The organism is Pontiella desulfatans (assembly GCF_900890425.1).
GTDB lineage: Bacteria > Verrucomicrobiota > Kiritimatiellia > Kiritimatiellales > Pontiellaceae > Pontiella > Pontiella desulfatans.
The window spans coordinates 819681-842609 of record NZ_CAAHFG010000002.1 but is presented as its reverse complement, the minus strand read 5'-3'; the positions used below and the strand labels follow the sequence as shown (position 1 = coordinate 842609).

The 22929-nt window shown below is 57.0% G+C and carries 14 protein-coding genes; 2 read left to right on the top strand and 12 right to left on the bottom strand.

All coding sequences use genetic code 11. The features are described 5' to 3' along the window. Positions 1 to 22: 22 nt before the first annotated feature. The 12 genes from E9954_RS19155 to gap form a co-directional block, all read right to left on the bottom strand. Positions 23 to 1033, bottom strand: coding sequence for a glycoside hydrolase family 5 protein (locus E9954_RS19155; RefSeq protein WP_222847242.1), 1011 nt, complete (start codon positions 1031 to 1033; stop codon positions 23 to 25). Then, positions 1030 to 2568, bottom strand: coding sequence for a sulfatase (locus E9954_RS19150; RefSeq protein ID WP_168442408.1), 1539 nt, complete (start codon positions 2566 to 2568; stop codon positions 1030 to 1032). The genes E9954_RS19155 and E9954_RS19150 overlap by 4 nt, the downstream gene beginning before the upstream one ends. 112 nt (positions 2569 to 2680) lie before the next feature. Beyond that, positions 2681 to 4183, bottom strand: coding sequence for a sulfatase (locus E9954_RS19145; RefSeq protein ID WP_136080889.1), 1503 nt, complete (start codon positions 4181 to 4183; stop codon positions 2681 to 2683). A gap of 3 nt (positions 4184 to 4186) precedes the next feature. After that, positions 4187 to 5593 carry a hypothetical protein gene (locus E9954_RS19140; protein WP_136080888.1) on the bottom strand — a complete coding sequence of 469 codons (1407 nt, stop codon included), beginning with the start codon at positions 5591 to 5593 and terminating at the stop codon, positions 4187 to 4189. A gap of 17 nt (positions 5594 to 5610) precedes the next feature. After that, positions 5611 to 8007, bottom strand: a complete 2397-nt coding sequence (locus E9954_RS19135; protein WP_136080887.1) for a glycoside hydrolase family 95 protein — start codon at positions 8005 to 8007, stop codon at positions 5611 to 5613. 12 nt (positions 8008 to 8019) lie between these two features. Continuing rightward, positions 8020 to 8304: a hypothetical protein gene (locus E9954_RS19130; protein WP_136080886.1), complete on the bottom strand. Its 285-nt coding sequence runs from the start codon at positions 8302 to 8304 to the stop codon at positions 8020 to 8022. Positions 8305 to 8308: 4 nt separating this feature from the next. Next, positions 8309 to 9835, bottom strand: coding sequence for an alpha/beta hydrolase fold domain-containing protein (locus tag E9954_RS19125; RefSeq protein ID WP_136080885.1), 1527 nt, complete (start codon positions 9833 to 9835; stop codon positions 8309 to 8311). 13 nt (positions 9836 to 9848) lie between these two features. Continuing rightward, positions 9849 to 12485: a family 78 glycoside hydrolase catalytic domain gene (locus E9954_RS19120; protein ID WP_168442407.1), complete on the bottom strand. Its 2637-nt coding sequence runs from the start codon at positions 12483 to 12485 to the stop codon at positions 9849 to 9851. Between the two features lie 94 nt (positions 12486 to 12579). Beyond that, complete coding sequence (locus E9954_RS19115; protein WP_168442406.1) at positions 12580 to 13965, bottom strand: sulfatase; 1386 nt, start codon at positions 13963 to 13965, stop codon at positions 12580 to 12582. A gap of 11 nt (positions 13966 to 13976) precedes the next feature. Next, positions 13977 to 17918 (bottom strand): sulfatase-like hydrolase/transferase, encoded by a 3942-nt coding sequence (locus tag E9954_RS19110; RefSeq protein ID WP_168442405.1) that lies wholly within the window; start codon positions 17916 to 17918, stop codon positions 13977 to 13979. A gap of 111 nt (positions 17919 to 18029) precedes the next feature. Continuing rightward, on the bottom strand, positions 18030 to 19214 hold the full coding sequence (locus tag E9954_RS19105; protein ID WP_136080881.1) for a GntR family transcriptional regulator: 1185 nt from the start codon (positions 19212 to 19214) through the stop codon (positions 18030 to 18032). Between the two features lie 362 nt (positions 19215 to 19576). Then, positions 19577 to 20572: a type I glyceraldehyde-3-phosphate dehydrogenase gene (gene gap, locus E9954_RS19100; protein WP_136080880.1), complete on the bottom strand. Its 996-nt coding sequence runs from the start codon at positions 20570 to 20572 to the stop codon at positions 19577 to 19579. 479 nt (positions 20573 to 21051) lie between these two features. Here gap and E9954_RS19095 point away from each other — a divergent pair, with 479 nt between their 5' ends. Both E9954_RS19095 and E9954_RS19090 read left to right on the top strand, forming a co-directional pair. Beyond that, entirely contained in the window at positions 21052 to 22305 is a 1254-nt protein-coding gene (locus E9954_RS19095) for a porin (RefSeq protein ID WP_136080879.1), read from the top strand. Between the two features lie 119 nt (positions 22306 to 22424). Then, entirely contained in the window at positions 22425 to 22928 is a 504-nt protein-coding gene (locus E9954_RS19090; protein ID WP_136080878.1) for a hypothetical protein, read from the top strand. Position 22929 lies beyond the last annotated feature (1 nt).

Sequence of the window (22929 nt, the reverse complement as noted above, 5' to 3'; positions counted from 1 at the left end):
CGTGTCCTGTGGTTAAAAAAAGTCACCCATTGGGAATCAACGCGTTCAGCAGTTCCGTGCGCCATATCTTTTCATCGGGGTCATAGACTCCGAAGCCGGAGCAAAATTCCCAATAGTTCCACGACATGCCCCGCTTTTCCATCTCGCGCGTCAGGAAGGCCGTCCATCGGGCGCGCGATTCCATGCCCGCCTTTTCATAGGCGCCGAACTCCCCGACGTTGATCGGGATGCCATGCTCCTTCGACCAGCGTGCGGCCTCGTCCAGATCGGCCAGGAGTTCGGCCTTCTGCCCGTCCGTGCCCAACCATTCCTTCCCGACCGGGATATCGCGCTTCACCCAACCGGCGCCTTGATGCGTGAACCAAAACGGTTCGTAGAAATGAACCGAGGCGATCAGGTTCGGATCATCGAACGGCAGTTCCAGCGACTTTAGATGGCCGATCCGGTTCCAACCCAGCGGGGCAGCAAAGATGATCCGGTCGGGATTGCTTTTCCGGATCAGCTTGAGAGCCTTGTTCTGAACCCGGTTCCAGATTTCTGGAGTTACCTTGTCGGAGGGTTCGTTCAACACCTCGAAGCAAAGCGCGCGCGGTTGGTTGCGGTAGTGCCTGGAAAGCTGTTCCCAGATCCCAAGCAAGCGTTCCTCATGCGCCGCCGGATCCTCCATGAATCCGTTGTAGTGGTGGACATTGAGCACCACCAGCAGCCCCCGGGCAAGCGCCTGTTCGACAGCCAGGTCAACCCGCTTCAGGAACTTTGCATCAATGGTGTATGGAGCCTCGTCCAAAGCGTGCGCCGACCAGCGCACCGGAATGCGCACGGACGTGAACCCGGCCTCCTTGACGAGATCGAAATAGGGTTCCTTCAAACGGGCAAACCAGGCCCCCTCCCTCGGGGCCTCCAGCATATTGCCCATGTTTATGCCCCGCCCCAGCCGCGCGTTCACGCTCCACGCATCGTCCTGCCTACCCGTTGCAACCATCGACATAAGCACCCCCAACATTAAAATTCCAACCAACGGTTTAATCATCATTGCTCCTGCGCGATGCCGCGCTTCTTCAGGATGCGCTCGAAGTTGGCAACCACATCCTTGTATCCTGGATCGCCGGCCAGGTTGACCGTTTCGTTCGGATCCTTTTCATAGTCATAGAGTTCGTTCGCATCCATCGGCCCGGAGCGCTCGCCGCCGTAATAATCCATCTTGACCCATTTCACGTAGCGGTAGCGCTTATCCCGCAGACTGTAGCCCATGAACCTACTGTTGCGCGGATATTGCTCCAGCGCCGCCTCATGCACCATCGCCGCGGGATCGTCAAGAACCGGCACGAGCGATAGGCCTTCCACACTACCCGGAACAGGAAGTCCGGCCAGCTCGCACAGCGTCGGGAAAACATCGACGAATTCGGACGGCGACTCCGTCCTGGTTCCCTTTGCCTTCTGCTGCGGCGCAGCGAAGATCAGCGGCGAGCGGACGGCCTGCTCATAGTTGGTGTGCTTGCAAAACATGCCGTGGTCGCCGAGATGCCAGCCATGGTCGCCCCACAGCACCACGATGGTGTTGTTTTCCAGCCCCAGCGCCGCAAGCTGGTCGAGCACCTTGCCGATCTGCGCGTCGGTGTAACTCACGCACGCGCGGTAACCGTGGATCATCTCCCGCTGCTGCGCCTCGGGGATCGGCCCCGGCGCAACACCGGAATAGCTGCCGCGCAGTTCCCAGCAGTCCTGACCGGCATACTCCGGCGCGCCCTTCGGCATTTCCTGGAATGGAGCCAGTTTGATTTCCGAACGATCGTAAAGATCCCAATATTTCTTCGGCGCCACAAATGGCAGGTGCGGTTTCTTGAAGCCGACCGCCAGGAAAAACGGCTTGCCGCCACGAGCCAACCGCTCCATCTGTTGCACCGCGCAGTTGGCGAAGGCCCCGTCATCGTAGGCATCGTCCGGCACCTCCAGGCATTCCGTCAGCGGCTTCACCATCGGATACTTCAGCAGGGCATCGACGTAGGCATCCTCATCGCTCTTCTTGATCCCTTCCTTCTTCATGAAGGCCTTCAGTTCCTTGTTCTGTTTGGCAACCACCGGATTATGGAAACCGCCCTTCGGCTTTTCGTACCCCTTGGCAAAATATTCATCGGACCCGTTCTGTAGGAACGGCTGCGACCAGGACGCGGCATCGAACTGATCATCGACACTGCGCGGGTCGAAGATCTTTCCGGTGCCCGTGGTTTCGTAGCCCTGCTTCCGCAAATATTCCGGCAGCGTCAGCGTATCGGGATTCGCCTCGCGCATCAGCGTCTTCAGGTCGAAGACCTTCGTGGTATCCGTGTAGGTTCCGGTCATCAGGCTTGCCCGCGAAGGCCCGCAGACCGACTGCTGGCAGGCGTTGTTCAGGAACACCGTCCCCCGCGCCGCCAAACGGTCGATGTTCGGCGAAAGGATCTCCGCATCGCCATAGCACCCGAGCATCGGCTTCAGGTCGTCCACCGCAATGAACAGGATGTTGGGTTTCGTGGCAGGAGCCGAGGCCGTCAGTCCGGCAACAGCCATTAAGAGTACGAATCGTTTCATAAATATCTCCATATCGTAACGAGTAATCCGTAATTCGTAATTGATCACCTCGTTTAATCGTAAAAAATTCTTACGCATTACGCATTACGCATTACGCATTACGCATTACGCATTACTTATTTCCCCAGTCCTGCTCCCGCGTATGCGCGTCGATTTCCTTGCGCCAGTCGTGCAGCACGGCCAGCATCTCCGCCGTCTTTTCCGGCATCGTTTTCGAAAGGTCGTTCTGTTCGCCGATATCCTTCGAGAGATCATACAGCTCGACGTGGTTCGCGTTATACCATTCCAACAACTTGTAGTCACCCATGCGCACGGCACTCCCATCGGTATCGCCCGTGCTGTAGGGTCGGCTCGTCGGTGAATGCCAGAACAGCGGACTGCCGCGCTCGAACGTCTTTCCTTTCAACGACGGCACCATGCTGACCCCATCGTTGTGGTGCTGTGGCTCAAGCGGAAGCCCCGCCATTTCCAGGAACGTCGGAAACAGGTCGGAGCCAACAACCACATCGGTCTCGTTCACGAAGCCCGGCTGCGTGACGCCCGGCCACTTGACCATGAATGCCTCGCGGATGCCGCCTTCGTAGAGCCAGCCCTTGCCGGTCTTTAGCGGCAGGTTGGAAGTCGCCAGTGGACGCCCGCTGATCTTGCCGTTCTTTTCGCCGCGGTTCGAAAGCCCGCCGTTGTCGGCCGTGAAAACGATGATGGTGTTGTCGGCAATGCCGAGTTTTTCCAACGTCTGGAAAACACGGCCGAGGCTCTCGTCGACGCTCTCGATCATCGCGGCATACACCGCGTTGTTCTGGCGGGTCAGCCGATCGCCCCGCCCCGTGGTCCGGTCGACTTCCACATATTCCGGGCCGTCGAACTTCATCGTCTTCAGTTTGGCTTCATATTTTTTCACCAAGCGTTCCGGTGCCTCGAACGGTGTGTGGACGCCATAGTGCGAGAGGTAGAGGAAGAACGGGTTCGCGGCATGGGCTTCAATGAAATCCAGGCACTTGGCCGTCATGGTTTCGGTAATGTAGTCGCCCTCCCGGCCGTCCTCCATGCCGGCGATATAATCCTTGTCCAGCCCGATCTCCCAGCCCGGTTTCAGCTTCGAAGTGTCCTTCGTTCGGTAGGGATAGAAATAGGTCGAAGGCGCGCCGGCCGCACCGGCGGCAATGTTGACATCGAAGCCCATGTTCTGTGGCAGGTTCTTTTCGCCATACGGCCCGGTCAAGTGCCACTTGCCCGCAAAGCAGGTTTTGTATCCCCCATCGCGCAAGGCGTGCGCCATGGTACGGTCGGTCGGTTGCAGGTGCCCCTTGCCGCCCGGCACGCCGCCGCGCGCCGGGAAGCGGCCGGTGATTACGCCGTAGCGGGCAGGCAGGCAGCGCGGATGCGGTGTGTAGCCCTGCGTATAGCGCACACCCTCCTTTGCCAACCGGTCAATGTTCGGCGTCTCGTAGAACGTCGACCCCTGGCAACCCAGATCCATCCAGCCGAGATCATCGACATAGAACAGGATGATGTTGGGATTTGTGGGGCGGACATTCTTGTCTGCCCGCACAGGCAGGAAAGCCTGCGCCACGGTTGCCGCTGCACTCACCTGCATAAAACGTCTTCTTTTCATCGTTTACTTCTCCATAGTTCCTTCATGCCATTTTACTGCATTTCTATTTGCCTGTTTCACATGCCTAAGGGCATCCATCAACGGCTTGCCGAACGGGTCGAACAACCCGCACTGTTCGGCTCCGGTGTTGTCGTTTTCACCACCAGACCATTGTTCGAGGTAGCCGCAGTTCTGCCAGCCCAGCATGAATGGAAGCCCCATAATACCTTGTAGGTAGCGGGCATATTCCTCGCCCACCCGGCAGAGGTTCTCGACGGGGATGCCTTTGTTCTTCTTCATATTGGGACGCAGGCATCCATAGGCATGGTCACCGTTAATGATTGGCAGTCCGGTTTTCCGGTGGATGCCCTTGAGTTTCTCTTCGTGCTCCCGAGTGTAAAAGTCGTAGTCCTGTATGAGGACCACATCGACATATTTTTTGACGATGTCCCAGACCCAGTCCGGCTGTCCCAAGCCGTGGGCTGAAATCTTATCGCCGAGGATCAGGTGGTTCGGATCATATTTCCGGATCAGGTCATGATGGGTTTTCAGCCAGGCTTCGGTAATGCGCATGCACATTTCGCGCTGGTCTGCCGTTCCTTTATTTCGATCCTCCGGCGTTTTCCAATCACTGGAAGCGGCGAGTTCCTCCCAGCTCACAGCATCGACGCCATAGTTCGCACCGGCTTCCTCGGCTGATGCATGGTTTCGTTTTAACATATCGACCCAAAGCTTTTTGCCTTCGGTCGAACCGGGCTTTGAAATGATGTCCTTGATCCAGGGGTGGAGTTCATAGACCTCCCGTTTCATCTCCCACTCACGTATGCGCAGGTAGGCCTCGAGGGAATAGTCCGGCAGGTCGTTGAATGAATAGCCCAGCAGATGCTTGTTGTTTTTGTGTTTCGCGGCAAAGGCCTTCACCTTCACTTCCGCCTTGGTTTTCCATTCCGGACTGAACACATCCGGAAAACCGCCGTGCCAGTGCGTATGCTTGTGGTTGATCTCACCGAGCTTCAGCTTGCCGAAATAGTGGATACCCAGTTCTTCAAAATATTCAGTCGGCATCTCGCGGGGATGATGAAAAGCGATCGTATTGAACCCATAATCCCGATGGTCTTTTGCAACCTGTTCCATCCAGGTGTTGACCTCCGGCGCCTTCCAGTCCACCCCCTTCCCGCGGAGAATCCCTTCCCCAAACTCTTTGATCCAGTGTTCTTTATTATACGAAGCAAAACGGATTCTCGGGCTTACATGGTTCATGCCCGTGGCCACAAACCGCTCCCCTTCGGCGTTCACAAGCCACCAAACGCCATCCAACTTTTCCACATGAATATACCCCACGCTACCGATCACGGATCCGTCATCCGTCTCTGCATGAATACAGGGTGCCGACAAAAGCACCGCCACCAAAGCTGTTATTCTTTTCATCATGCTCGCCAATTCATTGCTTATTTCCCGAATTGAATACCGACCTTCTGCCCGGCCACCGTATTAAATTCCATAACATCATCACCAACGACCCGCGCCGAAATCTTATTGCCCGAAGCGTCCACGACCCGCGCATCCTTGGCCGAAGTAATCTTCAGGCGGCACAATCCACCGCTGCGTGCGGTGACCCCTGCGCCGATCAACTTGTTATCTGACCACTCTGCTGAAACTACAAAGTTGCCCCGGGCGACCAGACCGTCAAATGCGCCTTTGCTCCAGGCTGCCGGCAGTGCCGGCAGGAGCTCGATGGCAGCCTCATGGCTTTGCAGCAGCATTTCGCTGACGCCGGCCATGACGCCGAAGTTGCCATCGATCTGGAACGGAGGGTGGAGCGTCCACAAATTCGGAACCGTCTTTTCGGCAATAAACAAACTATAGACCTGGTGCGCTTTGTCGCCTTCCTTCAAACGGGCCCGGCAGTTCATACGATGCGCCATGGCCCAGCCGGTGGTCAGGTCGCCTCGCAGGTCGAGGGTGTTGCTTGCCGCATCCATCCACTCCGGGTTGGATGAATTGATCAAGATGCCGGGATACAGCGAACAAAGGTGTGAGATATGGCGATGGTGCCGCTCACCAATCGATCCATATGTGGTCTCCTGCCGCCACTCCTTGATCTGCCCGGACTCCCCGATGATGATCGGATCGAGACGCGGGAGTTCAGCGCGTACCTGGTTGAGATATGGGTCATTTTTTCCGAGTAGGTCGGCAACCTTTAACACATCGTTGTGGTTTTCCCAAACAAAGCCCTGATCGAACGTTGTGCCCACCGTTATCCAGTGGCGACCCTTTGCATCCAACCGGCCGGGATGTCCTTCAATCTGTTCCAGTGTAACCGGGTTCTCGGGAGAGGCGGAAGGCTGCACCAACAGGTGGTCCCCTTCCTCGATGAGCGTTTTCGAGAACAGGCGGCTCATGCCGAGCAGTGCGGGATAGGCCACTTCCTCGAGGTATTCCCGATTCAGGGTGTAGTCGTAATAATCCATGAGGAGCTTGGTCGTGAAGCCGCCGGTTCCGGGCCCGGAGTGACCGCCCGGTTTATTGATCTTGTAGGGGGTCGCGCCCGTGCCGATCGTCCAGCCATTGCCGCCCGGCTCTTCCGAAACCCGGTCAGGGTGGTGCTCTGTCAGGAATTCAGCGGCCTTCTTCTGCGCCTCGGGATGATAGGCCTTGAAATAGTTGATGTAGGCCTCAAACGTTTCCGCCAGATTGACGGCGCAAGCACCCCAATAGTTCATCTGCACATTGACGTTGTGCCAGTAACCGCCAGTCCATGGCGTGATTTCATAGTTGCTCCAGCTGCCCTGCAAACCCGCCGGCAAGGTGTTTTCGCGCGAGCTCGCGATCAGGAGATAGCGGCCATAATGGAACATCAGTTCCTCGAGATAAATATCCGTTTTCCCGTTCTTGTATTCCTCAAGAAGCTGGTGCGTCGGCAACGGCGAAACTTCTGAATCGAATTTGAGCGCAACGCGCCCGAATAGTTCGCCGTGGTCATCAAGATGACGTTGTTTCAGCGCATCCGGCCCCTTGGCAACCGCCGCGTCCAGAATTGCATTCAACCGGTCATGCGGAAACTTGGCAGGGTCCAGTTTTTCATTTGGCGGCAGGAGGAATACATCGGAGCTCAACTCATAGTTAGTTCCCGCAGCTATCACCACCGTTGCGCGGTCGACCTTCGAAACGGTGATCGTATCCGCTCCGGCCTTCAGCTGTCCACCTTCGTGCAGCACCCGGAATTGCGCCTCATAATTGTTGTTCTCGTTCGGCAGACTGCCGGACAGAATGATCCGGTTATCCTTGGCCACAACACTGCCGGTGCGCTTGTCCTGCTCGCGCAGACTTGAGAGATACGGGATCTCCGGTGCGAGCGTGAACGAAACCGACGCCGGTTGATCCGCACTGATCCGCATAACCAATACCTGATCCGGATAGCTGATGAAATATTCGCGCGTGTACGTGACCCCATCAACTTCATAGGTCACAACCGCAATACCCTCATTCAGGTTGAGCGAACGGCGGTAATTCTTCACGGCATCATGGCCGAAGCGCAGCTTGATCTCCGCAAAGCTGGTCAGGCCGCCCAAACCATAGAGCCCCGAGTTAAACAATGTTTTTTCGGTCAGCTGCACCCGCTCGACATCGGTGTAACCGAATACATTGGCGCCCATGTAGCCGTTACCGATCGGATACGACCAATACTCCCAGGCCTGGTCATATGGAAACGTTCCATTCTTGCGCGGCTCCGTTTCCACCGGACCCACCGGTGCGGGATTGGACTCCCAAAGTTCATAGACCCGCGGCTCTGCAAATGCGACGCAGGCAACCAGGCATAAAGGAGCAATCAATAGTCTTTTCATGGTTGTAAATCCTTAGGGTTGCACGGGGTGCCATGCTTCGATTTCAGCCTTCAACCGCATCACGAGCTCGGGGTACCGGGCAGAGAGTTCATTTTCTTCGTGGGGATCGTCTTTCAAATTGTACAGCCGTACCGGTGCCGTGTCCCAGATGTGGGTATTCTTATAGTTGGCGGTGTCCTTTCCATGATATCGCACCTGCGGATGACCACCCGTGCAACCGACCCAATCATTGAGGTCATCAACCGCAATCAGCAACACATTGGGGTGCGCCATCAAAAATGCATTACTTTTGAGCATAAAATTATTTCCAGTTCTTCTTTCCTGCTTGCTCGTCGACGACAGCATGTATCCATTCTGCCATCGTAGGATAACGTTCCCCGGTATCGATGCCCTCACTCATATTCTTAATCCATTTTCCGTTTAACCATACCTGTTTCACCTCATTGTCCTCTTTACCAATCCACAGCCCGGAGTTTCCGGCGGTTCCATTTTTTTCCAGCAGCGTCACGGCGGCCAGTGCGCTATGGCCTTTATCTTCGGGATACAAGTGACCCATAGATATTGCGATCGGAATCCCCACCTCCCTGAGATTCTCCACACTGAGATCAGCACCCTGGGATTTGTGATAGGACCCATGCCAAACGCCCATGATATTCGGCATCTTCAGATTATAGATGATGTAATTCATCATGATCCCGCCGGCGGAGTTCCCATTCAGAAAAACCTTCTCAGGATCGATTTTATACTTTGAGTGGTTGGCTACAATATACTCAATCGCATCAGCACCCTCTTGAATAGCGATCCTGGGCCCCTGCTTTAAGGTATAATTGATGCTGATAAAAACGACGTTCTCTTTGGCGATGTTCGGCATAGAACCAAGCGCCTTGATCTTGTCCCCTGATCCGAATCCACCACCATGTGCATAGATCATGACCGGAAAGGGTCCCTCCCCATCGGGGCACCAGACATCAAACAGGTGATTGTCTCCGGTAAGCTCAGGGTTCACATCGGTTCTCGGACCATAGGCTTCATTTGGGAAGGTCGGCTCTATATTTGGCCACCCCCAATCTATTTCATCCGCCGGAATGGCCTTTGGATTCACTACCGAGCGCACGAATTTAGGAAGGAATTGCATGACTTGATTATCCTTCGTGTCGTTCAGGCTGTGCACCAACTCAGCTCGATCCCCAATGCCCAGTTCTTTATATCGCTCCACAACCCTCAGGCCATGTGCCGGATCGTGGATATCCCCCTCGCATCCCGGTTCTTTGCGGTAGGCCAGAAAGATAGGAGGCGCGTTTTTTGTGATCGGCTCTAACAATCGCTCGTTAAACGATTCCCCCGGCAACGCCTGCCCCATATAAATCCCGACAATGCCTACATCCGGAGTGAGGGCGAGTTCCCAGCTCACAAAGCTTCCCCGTGATTGTCCTCCGATAAATATCTTATCGATATCAAAATTATAGGTCGCAGCATGTTCTTTCACCCATGCGAACATCAGCTTGGCATCCGCCGCGCAGAGTTGAAAATCGGCAAGCCCTTTAACCTTTGCAATGGATTCCCAACTCACGATCGCCGTTCCTTCCGCCACGGTAGGGTTCGCCCAGGATGTTTGAACATCATCCGCCGTCGAGCCGTTATGGTGGGCATAGATAAATACCGGGGCGGGTTTGCTGCCGGACGGCAAATAGAGGTTCAGCCATTGCCGCTCCTCCGGCCCATACGAGACATGCGCGTGAGTCGGCGTTTTTACCTCTGCGAAAAGAGCTCCGGGCAAAAGCGCAGCCGCGCAGACCCATGCGAACAATATTTTAGGTCGTGTATTCATCGTATTCGTCTCCTTATCTATTCCAATCCAGCTTCCAGGTGCCGCTCGGCAAACGGAAGCGCTGCAGCTCGGCCCCTTTGCTGTTCCTGACCGCTTCTATTTTCCGTGACAGCGGCCCACCGTCGAGTCGAATCGCCTTCGGGTCCGAACATGGCACATACACCATAGCCGAGCTGTTGGCCGGAATGGTAACCGTCCACTCCATGCGTTCGCCATCCCGTCGCCATGAACTGCCGATGGGACCGCGCAGAGAATCATAGGTTGTTTCGACAAAATCGAGTCCTTCCACAAAGGCGGGCTTTAGATCAAATTGCTCAAACCCCGGGTGTTCAGGATCCGGACGGATACCCGCAAGCCCCGTATAGAACCAGCTTGCCGGTCCAGCGAAACAGGAGTGGATCTGCGACCAGTATCCATCCCACTGCTCCCAGATGGTCGTCGCGCCCTGTTCAAGCATGTAGCCCCAGCCCGGGTAGGTTTTTTTGTTCATGATTGTATAGATCGTTTCGTGGCTGTCGCTCTCTTCGAGATAGTCGAGCAGGAAGGTTGTTGCCGGCAGTCCGGTGTCCAGATGTCCATTACACTTGTTCTCGATGAGATCGATCAGCCGCGCATGCATCTCGTCGCGCCTGTCTGCCGGTACTGCCCCGACCCAAAGCGGCATCGCCTGGTAGGCCTGCTCCGGGATGAGATAGTAGCCCGACTTCTCATTGAAAAAATTGCCATGATAGCTTTCCTGCAACAAGGCAATGACCGCCTCGGCCTTCGTCACCTCTACGTTCTCGCCAAGAACACGCCCCATGTTGGCATAGGTCTGCCAGAGATAGATGAGATAAGCGGTATTGAACAGCTCCTTCATCTCCCACGTCGGCCCGTTCCCACTACCCATACCGCGCCCGGCCGCAACCCAGTCCCCATGAAACTTAGGCGCCGCCAACTCCTTCAGCAACACGCCATCGCGCACCCAGGACTGCAAGCGCTGCAGGTTGGCCCCGACAGCCGGGAAGGCCAGTTCCAACGCGCGCCGGTCGCCATAGAAAAGATACTGCTGCCAGGCGAGCGGCCCCACAATGCCGCCCCAGGCGGGACTCTCGGCCTTATGCTGGATCGGAGCCGTATGCGGAATCCGCCCCGTTTCAGGCTCGAAGACATCGAGCCAGTCCATCAGCCACTTGTGCAGGTACGCCTCCGAATCAAACAGATACGGATAGGCCGGCATGGCGGTCTGGCCGTCCGCGCCATAACCGTTGCGCTCGCGTTGCGGACAATCGACGTGATACCCGCCCAGATTCAGGCAGCGTATCGTGTGCGCGTTGAGCTCATGAATCCGATTGAAGAGTTCATTGGAGCAATGAAACGAGCCGACCGGATCCAACGCCGTCTCCACAAGCATCGCTTCGAGATTCTCCAACTCGGGCGGTGCATCCAGTCCCTCAAACGTGACATAGCGGAACCCCGCATAGTTAAATTTGTTCTCGAAGACGTCCGTACCGTCACCCCGCGCAATGTAGGTGGACAGCTGATTGTAGCTTTGATCCTTCTTGCTCTCGTAGTCTGCAGGAAGATCAAAGAAACGCATCGTGATCTTCCGGTCGCGCGGAACATCCGGAAAGCGCAGGCGCACCATGCCCGCGAGACAGCGGCCAAAATCGACCTCGTAAACTCCCTCGCTCAATTCACGCACCTTCTCGGCTTTGTAGGTTGCACCAATGCGGTTGGGCGGGCAGGTCCGGGCCGACACCTCAATCGGCGGCGGCGACACAACCCGTACCGGGCACCACCCTTCCGTGGGGCATTCAAGTTCTTTCCATTGCGAAGACGCCAACCGCCCGTCAACGGCCTCGCCGCCAAAGTGGTTCCATCCCCATTTATCGATAATGCTCCGGTTCGCTTCGCGGACTTGCCACTCCGCATCGCTGCCGAAGAGGGTCTGTAGTTTTCCCCCATTGCGAGTAGTTGCCTGCAGTCGGATCAGTGGTGTGCTTTTTTCGTGAACCTTGAACTGATGCGGAAGGTACCAGCCGCTCGCACACGCTAGGGCGATGCAGTTCTCACCGGGGCGCAGGAGGTCGCCGATCTCGTGCGTCACACTGAGGCCGCGCTTGTCGAGTTTGGTCACGGACGGAGCCAACGGCTCATCCCCCACGCGCTTGCCGTTCACATAAAGTTCATAGTACCCGAGGCAGACAATCCCCAGCGCCACGCGATCGGGCACGGCATCCAGATTGACCGTTCGCCGCATCCACCAGGTCGGTTGCTCTCCTTTACCTTGGACAGCAGGCGGCGTCATCCAATCGGCGTTCCAATCGTCCTCACCGAGTCCCATTGAAAATGCAGAGGCCTCGCTCCAGTCGCTGGCTTCGCCGCGCCCATCCCATACCTTGACCTGCCAGAAATAGCGTGCGCCGCTGAGCAGCCGCACCGACTCCGGGATCGTTATCTCCGGTTGGCCGGATTTAACCTTCCCACTCTCCCATACATCCGCCGTCGGCAGACGATCAGGCCGCGATGCGATACGGACAGAATATGCTCCCTGCCGAACGTCACTGCCTTCCGCGTTGATCGACCATCTCAAGGTCGGCACCGGATCATCAATGCCGGCAGGTTCGGCCACGTGCGCGATATTAAGATCAACCGGCTCAATAGCCATAGCGGGGCTCAACAAAACTGCTAATAGCATCAGGCTCTCGGTGATTCCAATGATAAAGGGATTTTTGCGTTTCAGTTCCATAACGAGTGGAGTTCTACTTATCCAGCACATAGTCGGGATTCAATTTTTGTTCCGGCGCGCCAACTTCTTTTTCCCAACGGCGCAGTTCGCCGATCAGTTCCTGCATCTTTTCAGGGTGGCTTTCCGACAGATCATTTTCTTCCGCCGGATCTTCCTTCAGGTTGTAGAGTTCATAGGTCCCGTATTCCACCACCTCGCGCAGTTTCCAATCCCTGGAAAAAATCACATTGCGCCATGGTTTGCTCCAGCGTTTCGACGTTTCATTATACTGCGCATACTTCGGGTAGTAGCAGACGATTTCCCGTTCCGGTAGATTTTTAATATCCCCCGACAGCAACGGCTTCAAATTCACTCCATCCAATACGTGGTTTTCAGGTTCAGCTATTCCGGCAAATTCCAGGAAGGTCGGATACAGATCAATGTGTGTGATCCGTTCTGCGCACTCACTTCCGGCATCGAACCTGCCCGGCCACTTAAAAATATACGGAACCCGGAGGCCGCCGTCATACACATCGCCTTTCGTTCCACGGTAGTCGCCAACGAGATCCTGACAGTAGGACCCGTTATCGGAAGTAAAGACGACGAGTGTGTTCTCCTCCAGACCCGACTCCTTCAGTACCGCCAGCAATCGTCCGACGCAATCATCCAGATGCCTGGTCATCGCAGCAACGGTCGGAATACGCTCCGCATTCCGATCCACAAACTCCATGTCCTTCAGCTTATCTTCGAAATGATCGATATAGTCCTGGCGCGTCTCAAACGGGGCGTGGACTAGGTAGTATGGCATGTAGAGGAAGAACGGCTGCCCGTTCGCCTTAGCCTTTGTCATAAACTTGATGGCCTCGCCGGTATAGTATTCGGAAAAGTCCATCCCCTCCGGCAGCTTCACTGGAGGATCCGAACGCAAAGCATCGTAGTGGCTATTGCACTCGTAGGCTTCGTCGAAACCATGGAACCGTGGATGCAGCTCCTTGCGATAGTTTCCCGCATGCCACTTGCCAAACATCGCCGTCGCATAACCGGCGCTCTGAAAACATTCTGCCACGGTGGTTTTTTCCAGCGCCAACCCGGTGAGTTCCGGCACCTGATATTTAATCAGGTGCTCCTGGCCCTTATGATGATCCTTCACCCGGTAGCCGCCGGTGCGCGGCGCATACTGCCCACTCAGGATCGCGATGCGTGACGGTTGGCAGGTCGGATGCGATGCATAGCCGTTTTCAAACTTCATCCCCTCCTGCGCGAGCCGGTCAATGTTCGGCGTTTCCAGCCAGTCCGTTCCATAACAATGCAACCCGCCGATGCCCAAATCATCGGCAAGAATAAACACCACATTGGGCTTACCAGCTATCGCCTGTAAACTTAAGTAAAAGCAACAGAATGCCGTAGTCAATCGGAGCATGAACATTTCCTCTAGCTTTCAGGTTGTAGCACCAGTTCAACCTTGTAAAAGGCCTCATTATCAACCATTGGCAACGTTTGATTCGCGGTTGCCAATCCCGTGTTTTCTGTCGTCCAGATTGCATCCATCAGGTTGGTTTTACTGTAGAGGTTGTAGTTGAAGCCGAGGTAGTCGCCCCACGAAAGTTCGGGCGCATTCAGCGTCGTTGGCACCGTCGGGTCGTCGAGCCAAGCTTGCGGCGGCCTGGAAACGTCGTCCTCGTCCGGTCGGAAAACCACGCCGGAACCCTCGTGCGCACCGGCATGCCACGCCTGGATCTTGCCGAGCAGCTCGGCCGCCTTGGCCGGCATGCTTCCGGACAGATCGTTGTTTTCGCCGGGATCGATCACGACGTTGTAGAGTTCGAACGGCTGGCCGGGCGTGTCGAAGAACCAGATCAACTTGTAGTCGCCGTCGCGCACGGCCGACGAGTTGAAGTCGCCCGTCGAATAGGGCCGCGCCTGCGGGGAGTGCCAAAAGATCGGCTCGCCGCGATCGAAGGCCGAGCCCTCGAGCGCGGCGGCAAAGCTGACGCCGTCCTGGTGGTTGGTTGGCTGAAGCGGAATCCCCGCCAGCTCCAGGCAGGTTGGAAAGATGTCGGTCCCCGTGACGACGGCATTGGAGTTGACCATGGGCGCAACGCCTGCGCCTGACACAATGAACGCCTCGCGGATGCCGCCTTCATAGAGCCAGCCCTTGCCGGTGCGCAGCGGCCAGTTGGCCGTCGCCAGTTCGCGGGTGTTGTAGCCGCCGCGGTTCGAAAGTCCCCCGTTGTCGGACGTGAAGATGATCACCGTGTTGCCGGCAATGCCCATCGCCTCGATCCGGTCCATCAGGCGGCCAATGTTGGCGTCCACGCTTTCGATCATGGCGGCATACACCGGGTGGTCCTGCCGCATCTTTTGTTCCCCCACCCCGGCGTTGATGTATTCGGGCAGATCGCCGTAGTCCATCGTCGCGAGCTTGGCTTCGTATTTGGCAACCAGGTTGCTGGGCGCCTCGAACGGGGTATGCACGCCATAGTGCCACAGGCTCAGGAACATCGGTTTGTGCGCGTTCCACGTCATCCAATCGAGCGATTCGTCGGTCAGGCGATCGGTCACATATTCCCCCTCGGCGCCTTCCTGCTCGAAATAGAGCGCGGCCTTGTCGAGCTCGTCGGTCGGCGCGGGCGTTCCGGCCAAGCGGTAGGGGAAGAAATAGGTTGGAGGCGACCCGGCCGCCCCCCCGCTGAAGTTGACATCGAAGCCCTGGTTCTGCGGCAGGTTGTCGGCCCCGTGCGTACCGATGAGGTGCCACTTGCCGGCAAAGCAGGTGGCGTAGCCGCCATCGCGCAGCGCCTCGGCAACGGTGGTTTCCGACGGGCGCAGGTTGTTTTCCGGCCAGCCGCCCGGCACGCCGTTTGCGCCGGGGAAGCGGCCGGTCATCAGCCCGTAGCGCGAGGGCAGGCAGCGCGGATGCGCGGCATAGCCCTGGGTGAAACGCATGCCGTTTTGCGCGAGCTCGTCGATACGGGGCGTTTCGTAGAACAGCGAGCCCTGGATGGAAAGATCCATCCAGCCGAGGTCGTCGACGACCACCAGCACAAGGTTGGTCTGCGCGGTCTGGGGCGTCGGCGGGGGAAGCGCCAGCGTTTGGAGTTCCGGGCAGGCCCAATCGGTTTCGCTCATTTTAAGCGCGTCCAGCTCGGCGCGCATGGCCGTCGAAAGATCATAGACCAGGGAATAGTAGCCGGGCTGGTCGGCCTGGTTGATCGTCTCCAGTGGATCGGTTTCATAGTCATAGAGTTCGCGCGCAACGATGGAGTCGGTTGTCTTGTTGATCCACTCGATGTAGCGATAGCGGGCGGTGCGGTAGGAATAGCCGAAGGCCCCGTTGCGACTAAAGAGCGTCAGCCCGCCGGTCTGCACGGAGGCTTCGGGATTGTTCATGACCGGCACCAGGCTACGCCCCTTGATGGCCCTGCCGGCGGCGGTCGCATCGGGCGCCTCGTTCTCGGCCAGCGGTTGCTGCGGCACAGGCAGGCCGGCCAGCTCGCAGACGGTTGGATAGATATCGGTGAAGTTGGCGGGGGCCGTCGGCTTGGCGCCGGCCACCCCATCGAACGGGTTATGGATGATCAGCGGCACCCGGGCGGCCTGCTCGAGGTTGGTGTGCTTTGCCCATTCGGCGTGGTCGCCGAGGTGGAAGCCGTGGTCGCCCCACAGCACAACGATCGTGTTGGTGTGCAGGTTGAGCGTTTCGAGTTCGTCGAGCAGGCGGCCGACCTGCGCGTCGATGAACGAGACGCAGGCATAGTAGCCGTGGAGCAATTCCTGCTGCTTTGCCGCCGGAATGTCGGTGGCGGGAATGTAGCCGGAAATGGCCGGATTAAAATCGTCGTAGCTTGCCAACTCGGCGGCATAGTTCCAGGTGTAGGAAACCTCGTTGGCGGGATGATCCTGGAACGGGTGGATCTCAAAACCGTCGCGTTCGTACAGATCCCAATAGTGCTGCGGCGCGTAGAAGCCCAGGTGCGGTTTCTTGAAACCGACGCCGAGGAAGAATTGGTTGTTGCCCGCCGCGAGCGACTGCATCAGCGCAATGCCCTCGTCGCAAATGATGCCGTCGGCGAAGGCGGAGTCCGGCAGGTTGGTCGAGGCCGTGGCGGGCTTGCCGGACGGAGACCAGCCGGCGGCGGCCTGCACGAAGGCGGAGTTCGAAAAAAAGTCCGCAGGCAGGTTGCCGGGATCGACCGGAGCGCCCCACGACGGCGGGTCATCGACGGCAGATCCATCCTCGGCCACCTTTCCGGTGGCGGTGTCGAGCGAACCGACGCAACGCGGATCGTTGATTTTTCCGGTGGCGGCGGTGGTGTAGTTGTTGTATCGGAACCATTGCTGCAGGGTCACCACGTTCGGGCGGACGACGGCGTTGTCGCGCGATCCATCGGCGGAGAGGCCACGCATTTTCTTGAAGCCCTGCACGCCGGTTTCCTCGGGATAGAGGCCGGTCATCAGGCTGGCGCGCGAGGGGCCGCACACCGCCCACTGGCACTGCGCGTTCATGAAGGCAATGCCGGCATCGGCCAACGAATCGATGTTCGGAGAGATGGCGTTGGTGTCGCCATAGCAGCCGAGCAGCGGTTTCATGTCGTCGATCGCGATAAACAGCACGTTGGTACCGGCATAGGGCGACACGGCGGCCGGCGGCGGTTCGGGCGGTGCGCCCTCCCCTTCCATGAAAACCATTCCGAGCGCGCCGGAGGTCTGCTTCCCCACGTCGCCGCCGGCGAGCGTGTAGGCCGAACTCCAGACGGATCCCGCGATGCTTGGGTATGAGGCAACCACCCGTTTGTCGGAACCGTTGATGTCTTCGGTGTACGCAGCGGGTTCGCCAATGAGATCGGTGCGGGCGCTGACGGCCTCGATCAGCACGCCATCCGTGATATTTGACGAGAAGATGTAGTCCAGCGAATAGGCGGTGCCGTTGTCCGCGTTGTCGGTGTCGTCCCACGTGGCTGAATCAGCCAAGACAATCGATCCGCTGTCGGCACGTAGCACATAAACCGCGCCAACCCCCGTGATGCTCGCCGAGCGCAGCTCATAGTCGAAGGTTCCGCCACTCGCGACCGGCATATACCAGCCCCAGCTCGTCGGATAGGTTTCCATGTCGTTGGTTAGCAAGGTCTGCGAACCGGTTAACCCTGTTCCGCCGGCCTGCGTCAATGTTATGGGAGAAACCGCCCCCTTCTTGTTGGTGGCCGAAGCCACCACAATCATATCGCCCGCCTGCGCGGAAACGGAACTGAACACCCCCGTAACCGAGCCGGTGCCTTCGGAATAACCGTCCGTTGCGGAATCTACAATCGAGATGCCCGCTTCCACTCCAAGGCAGAGTGCTACTGTAACAATAACCAAAATCCACCGACCCATCACCTGCTCCTCAATTAGACCCATTAATGTTATCTATCGCATATAGATCACTTTTATATCTATGATGGAGCGCCTGTCAAGACCGGTTTCCAATCTTTCAGAAGGATTCGGCTACTTCGCGTTGAATTCGGCCATGAGTTCGGCCACCACGGCATCGACGCCGTCCTGCCCCAACCGGACGCGGCCGCCGCAGGATTCGCGGATGTAGAACGCCTGGGGTTCGTGGCCCTTGAGCTGCGCGGACTCGCCGCTGCTGAGCGCCAGCGCGTGGCCAATCATGCCCTTGGCCACATAGTCGTAGGGCAGCAGCATGGTGCTCAGCGGCGGATTCGAGCGGAGGCCGTTCGGATTATTGTTGTGCCCCAGGACGGCAAAGTCCTGCGGAATGGAAAACCCCTTGTCGAGGGCAACATCCATGAATTCGAGTGCAATCTCATCGTGATAGGCAATGACGGCCAGCTCGCCCTTGTAGGGCGCCCATCGCTTTACGATCCGCCTGTAGTCCTTGGGGGAACGATCAACCATTCCGATGAGGTTCGGCATATCCGCGCGGTCGCACCAGCGGCTATACTGGAGGAGCTTGCGCTGGAAATATTCCGTCCCCTCGGCATCCGGCCCCAACAGCGCAATGTTGCTGAAACCGAGTTTCCTGAAATAATTGCACTGCAGATAGGTGTCCGAATGCCGCGCCTCGGTTTCGGCGCGCGGATCCCAATAGCAGCTCTCCTCCAAACCATGCGCCGGATTGGCAATCACCACCGGAAGCTCGCTGGCACGGATGAAATCGTGCAGCCCGGCCGGGTTCTGGTCCTCCCCGATCCAGGGCAGAATGATGGCGCAGCACCCTTGGTCGATGAACTCGCGGGCCAGCGCCGCGGAATTAATGTCGATCTCCGTCACCGTGCGGATGTTGAGCTTGATCCCCATCTCCTCGGAGGAGTGGTGCAGCTGGTCGATCAGGCTGGTGACATAGTGCCCCCACTGCTTGAGCGGCAGCAGCACGCCGAGCTTGTCGGTGGTGCGCAGCAGCTTTTCGGTGGAAACCTTGCGCTTCTTGAAATCGGTCGCCCGTTCGGTCACGAAGGTGCCGCTGCCGCGCTTGAGCTCCACATAGCCCTGCTCGGCCAAGGTTTCGAAGGCATGGCGAACGGTGTGGTAGTTGCAACCATATTGCTCACCCAGCGCCCGCACCCCCGGCAACCGGGTCCCCGGCTCCAACTCGCCGCTTTCGATGCGCGCCAGGATGTTGTCGCAAATCTCCTGGTATTTATGGGGAGTCGTATCCAGTTCTTTCATTGTCCGGCCTCGGGCTGTTAGTGCTTTGATAATTACCTATCGATCAATCGACAATTGATATAGTAACAAAACACCAAACAACCGGAAGATATATAACAATTTAATTTCCAAGCAGGGCATCTTATTGATCCTTATCCGATGAAGCGCAAACCATCCGTTCGACATAGGGCCCTGGCAGGCCGGGCGCAGGCATATTAAATCCAAAGTGACGATCGTCACTTTGGATTTAATACGAAAGCACCGATTCCCCCTTCGGCGAATGAAGGCCACTGGGCCGGTGACCGGGTTCGGCGGCTTTGCCGGAAAAACAAAAAAGCGCCCCGCGAACGGGACGCTTTCTGGAATCGAAGTGAATCGAGGACTTAGCCAGCGATAACTTTGATCAGGTCGAGAACCTTGCAGGAGTAGCCCCACTCGTTGTCGTACCAGGAAACCACCTTGACGAAGGTTCCGTCGAGCTGGATGCCGGCTTTGGCGTCGAATACGGAAGTGCACTCTTCGTCGCGGAAGTCGGTGGAAACAACAGCCTCTTCGGTGTATCCGAGGATGCCCTTCATGGCGCCTTCGGAAGCTTCTTTCATGGCAGCGCAGATGTCTTCGTAGGAAGCTTCTTTTTCCAGGACAACCGTCAGGTCAACAACCGAGACGTCGGAAGTCGGAACGCGGAAGGCCATGCCGGTCAGCTTGCCGTTGAGCTCAGGAATAACAACGCCTACCGCCTTGGCAGCACCGGTGGAGGAAGGAATGATGTTTTCCAGGATGCCGCGTCCGCCGCGCCAGTCTTTCGCGGAAGGACCGTCAACCGTCTTCTGCGTTGCAGTTGCAGCGTGGACAGTGGTCATCAGACCCTTTTCAATGCCGAACTTGTCGTTGAGAACCTTGGCAACCGGTGCCAGGCAGTTGGTGGTGCAGGAAGCGTTGGAAACGATGTCCTGTCCAGCGTAGGAATCGGTGTTAACACCGCATACGAACATCGGGGTGGCATCCTTGGAAGGAGCGGAAAGAACCACTTTCTTCGCGCCGGCTTCGATGTGCTTGCGTGCGGTTTCGTCGGTCAGGAAGAAACCCGTGGATTCAACAACCACTTCAGCGCCGATGGCGTCCCAAGCGAGGTTGGCCGGGTCACGCTCGGCGGTGATGCGGATGGCCGAACCGTTTACGACGAGGGATCCGTCTTTTACTTCAACCGTGCCGTTGAATTTGCCATGCACTGAGTCATACTTGAGCATGTATGCGAGGTAGTCAACGTCCAGCAGGTCGTTGATGCCTACGATTTCGATGTCTTCGCGGGCTGCTGCTGCGCGGAAAACCATACGTCCGATACGGCCGAAACCGTTAATACCAACTTTAGTAGCCATGTTTAGCACCTTTCCTTTTTAGGTTTAGAAACTGCCGTTTCTGTTAAAAATGAGCGCGAACATTACCCAACGCGTTTTATGCCGTCAACCATGATGACCCGCTTTTTCGCTCTTAAAATACCGATAGCCTTACGCGGGTTTATTTAGATTTAATTCTATTTAGGCTTTGACATTTTTTTTGGCGCGCCTAAGTTAGCGGCCTTTTCGTTCCCATAACGAAAATCACCGTCCTGTCAGGATGATCCTGAAGGTTGTTTAAACTAAATTTTGCCGGAATGCGGGTTCTGTGGATGAACCGGATGCCGGATGCAGGAATTGGGTTTAGGCAACCTTACCAACGATTCAAACCACCGGGACGGGTCTCGCAGGGAATCAAGCATCTCCCTTTCCACGTTGGCCGTTCCCCTTCGTTTGACGAAGTTGCCCACCCTCCTTTGCATCCGGCATACGCCTCCCGGCGCTCAACAAAGGAGATAGAAATGAAACATCAGGCAGTCAAACACATCGGCGTTATCGCCACGGTCGCAATCCTTGCGGGTTCCGCCCTCGCCCAGAACGAAGAGCGTCTCAAGGCCCTCGAAGCCGAGATGGCGAACACCCAGGCCGAACTGGCCGCCCTGAAAGGGGAGCGAAACGATCTTGCCGCCGTTACCCAGGAAGAAAGCAAACTCCGCTTCGGCGGCTACGGCGAAATCCACGCCAACTGGGTCGAAGGCGGCAACGACCTGCTCGATATCCACCGACTCGTAATGTACATGGGCCTTGATTTTAACGATTGGATCAAACTCAGCTCGGAAATCGAACTCGAACACGCCTCCACCGATGAAGAATATCTCTTGATCGAACAGCTCTATGTCGATTTCCTTTTTGCCGATTCGGTCAACATCCGTGCCGGTCGTGTGCTCGCCCCGCTGGGCATTGTGAACCAGAACCATGAACCAACGTTGTTCAACGGCGTTGAACGTCCGAATGTTGAAAAATACATTATTCCATCGACCTGGATGCTCGATGGAGTCGGCCTGTTCGGCTCCCCGCTAAGCTGGCTAAACTACGAAATCTACGCCACTGCCGGCCTGAATGAATCCGGCTTCAACGGGAAGGAAGGCGTGCGCGGCGGACGCATGAAAGGACGCCCCGGCCTGAACGAAGGAGCCCTCTCCGGCCGGATCGACGTATTCCCGCTGATGTCCGAAAGCCAGGACTTGCGCCTCGGGTTTTCGGGGTATTACGGAGGGACCGACAACAAGAACAAAGGCGGCTCGAACTCCAACACCAACAATGTTTCCACGGACAACACCTTCACCATGGTCTCCGCTGATTTTGAGTATAACCTTTCACGCGTCCACCTCCGCGGTGTCGTTGCCCTCGGCGAAAACTCCGACTCCAGCAACTTGAACGCGGCCTATGAGCCAACGGATGGAGCAATCGGCGAACAAATCTTCGGCTGGTATCTTGAGGCCGGTGCAGATGTGCTCCCGGCCGCCTGGAAAACAGGCAAGCTCAAGGATTCCTCGCTCATTCCCTTTGTCCGCTATGAAGAATACGACACCCAGCACAGCATGGCGGACGGGGACGCGGCGGACGCAAAATACGACCGATCGGAAATCACGCTCGGCGCCAGTTGGCTCCTGACCCGGAACCTCGTGCTCAAGGGCGATGTGCAGTTTTGCGACACGGCGGCATCCGGCAGCACCACCAAATACAACCTCGGCATGGGCTGGGTAATCAACTAAACCACCAACACGCCCGTTTGCGCCGCTCCGGGCAACCGATGTCCGGAGCGTTTTTTTCACCCTTGCGCAGGCGCGTCTAAAAAACGTAACCTGCGCCGTTCATTGTGTGGAGTTCAATTATGCTATCCAGACTGCTATTCATAGGGTTTCTGTTCGCCTTTTCGGCCGCCGCCGAAGAGGTGCAAGGCGTGGTCAAGGCGGCGATGGCCGGCCTGGAGGTGGCGACCTCCGACGCCCCCTATTCGCGCACCATTAAACAGATGTACATCGGATGGGACAACGCGGGGAACCCCAAAACCGGCATTGCCTACCGCGAAATCGATTCGTTCAAGACCATCACGGGAATGGTGGTCGTCGACAAAACCGCAACGGGCTATGTCCTGCGCGAAGCGGTTTTCCCGGACATTTCCAAAATCAAGAACGCCAAGGACCGCCAGCAGGTCCTCTCCATACTGCAGCAATTCAAGGGCGTTCCATTCGATCCCCACGCCGAAAAATCGGCCGTCGATGCCCTCTCGAGCGCCACACGCTACGGCATCAAAATGTCGGGGTTCCTCAACTACCTGGCGCGCCACGTGGCGCTCCAAATGGAAAACCCGCCGGACTGGTCGAAGAAAAAATAGC

What these genes read in the sequence shown, in the direction of transcription:
- E9954_RS19155 (WP_222847242.1), bottom strand. Translation starts at nt 1,033, where the DNA reads ATGATGATTAAACCGTTGGTTGGAATTTTAATGTTGGGGGTGCTTATG.
- E9954_RS19150 (WP_168442408.1), bottom strand. Translation starts at nt 2,568, where the DNA reads ATGAAACGATTCGTACTCTTAATGGCTGTTGCCGGACTGACGGCCTCG.
- E9954_RS19145 (WP_136080889.1), bottom strand. Translation starts at nt 4,183, where the DNA reads ATGAAAAGAAGACGTTTTATGCAGGTGAGTGCAGCGGCAACCGTGGCG.
- E9954_RS19140 (WP_136080888.1), bottom strand. Translation starts at nt 5,593, where the DNA reads ATGATGAAAAGAATAACAGCTTTGGTGGCGGTGCTTTTGTCGGCACCC.
- E9954_RS19135 (WP_136080887.1), bottom strand. Translation starts at nt 8,007, where the DNA reads ATGAAAAGACTATTGATTGCTCCTTTATGCCTGGTTGCCTGCGTCGCA.
- E9954_RS19130 (WP_136080886.1), bottom strand. Translation starts at nt 8,304, where the DNA reads ATGCTCAAAAGTAATGCATTTTTGATGGCGCACCCCAATGTGTTGCTG.
- E9954_RS19125 (WP_136080885.1), bottom strand. Translation starts at nt 9,835, where the DNA reads ATGAATACACGACCTAAAATATTGTTCGCATGGGTCTGCGCGGCTGCG.
- E9954_RS19120 (WP_168442407.1), bottom strand. Translation starts at nt 12,485, where the DNA reads ATGGCTATTGAGCCGGTTGATCTTAATATCGCGCACGTGGCCGAACCT.
- E9954_RS19115 (WP_168442406.1), bottom strand. Translation starts at nt 13,965, where the DNA reads ATGCTCCGATTGACTACGGCATTCTGTTGCTTTTACTTAAGTTTACAG.
- E9954_RS19110 (WP_168442405.1), bottom strand. Translation starts at nt 17,918, where the DNA reads ATGGGTCGGTGGATTTTGGTTATTGTTACAGTAGCACTCTGCCTTGGA.
- E9954_RS19105 (WP_136080881.1), bottom strand. Translation starts at nt 19,214, where the DNA reads ATGAAAGAACTGGATACGACTCCCCATAAATACCAGGAGATTTGCGAC.
- gap (WP_136080880.1), bottom strand. Translation starts at nt 20,572, where the DNA reads ATGGCTACTAAAGTTGGTATTAACGGTTTCGGCCGTATCGGACGTATG.
- E9954_RS19095 (WP_136080879.1), top strand. Translation starts at nt 21,052, where the DNA reads ATGAAACATCAGGCAGTCAAACACATCGGCGTTATCGCCACGGTCGCA.
- E9954_RS19090 (WP_136080878.1), top strand. Translation starts at nt 22,425, where the DNA reads ATGCTATCCAGACTGCTATTCATAGGGTTTCTGTTCGCCTTTTCGGCC.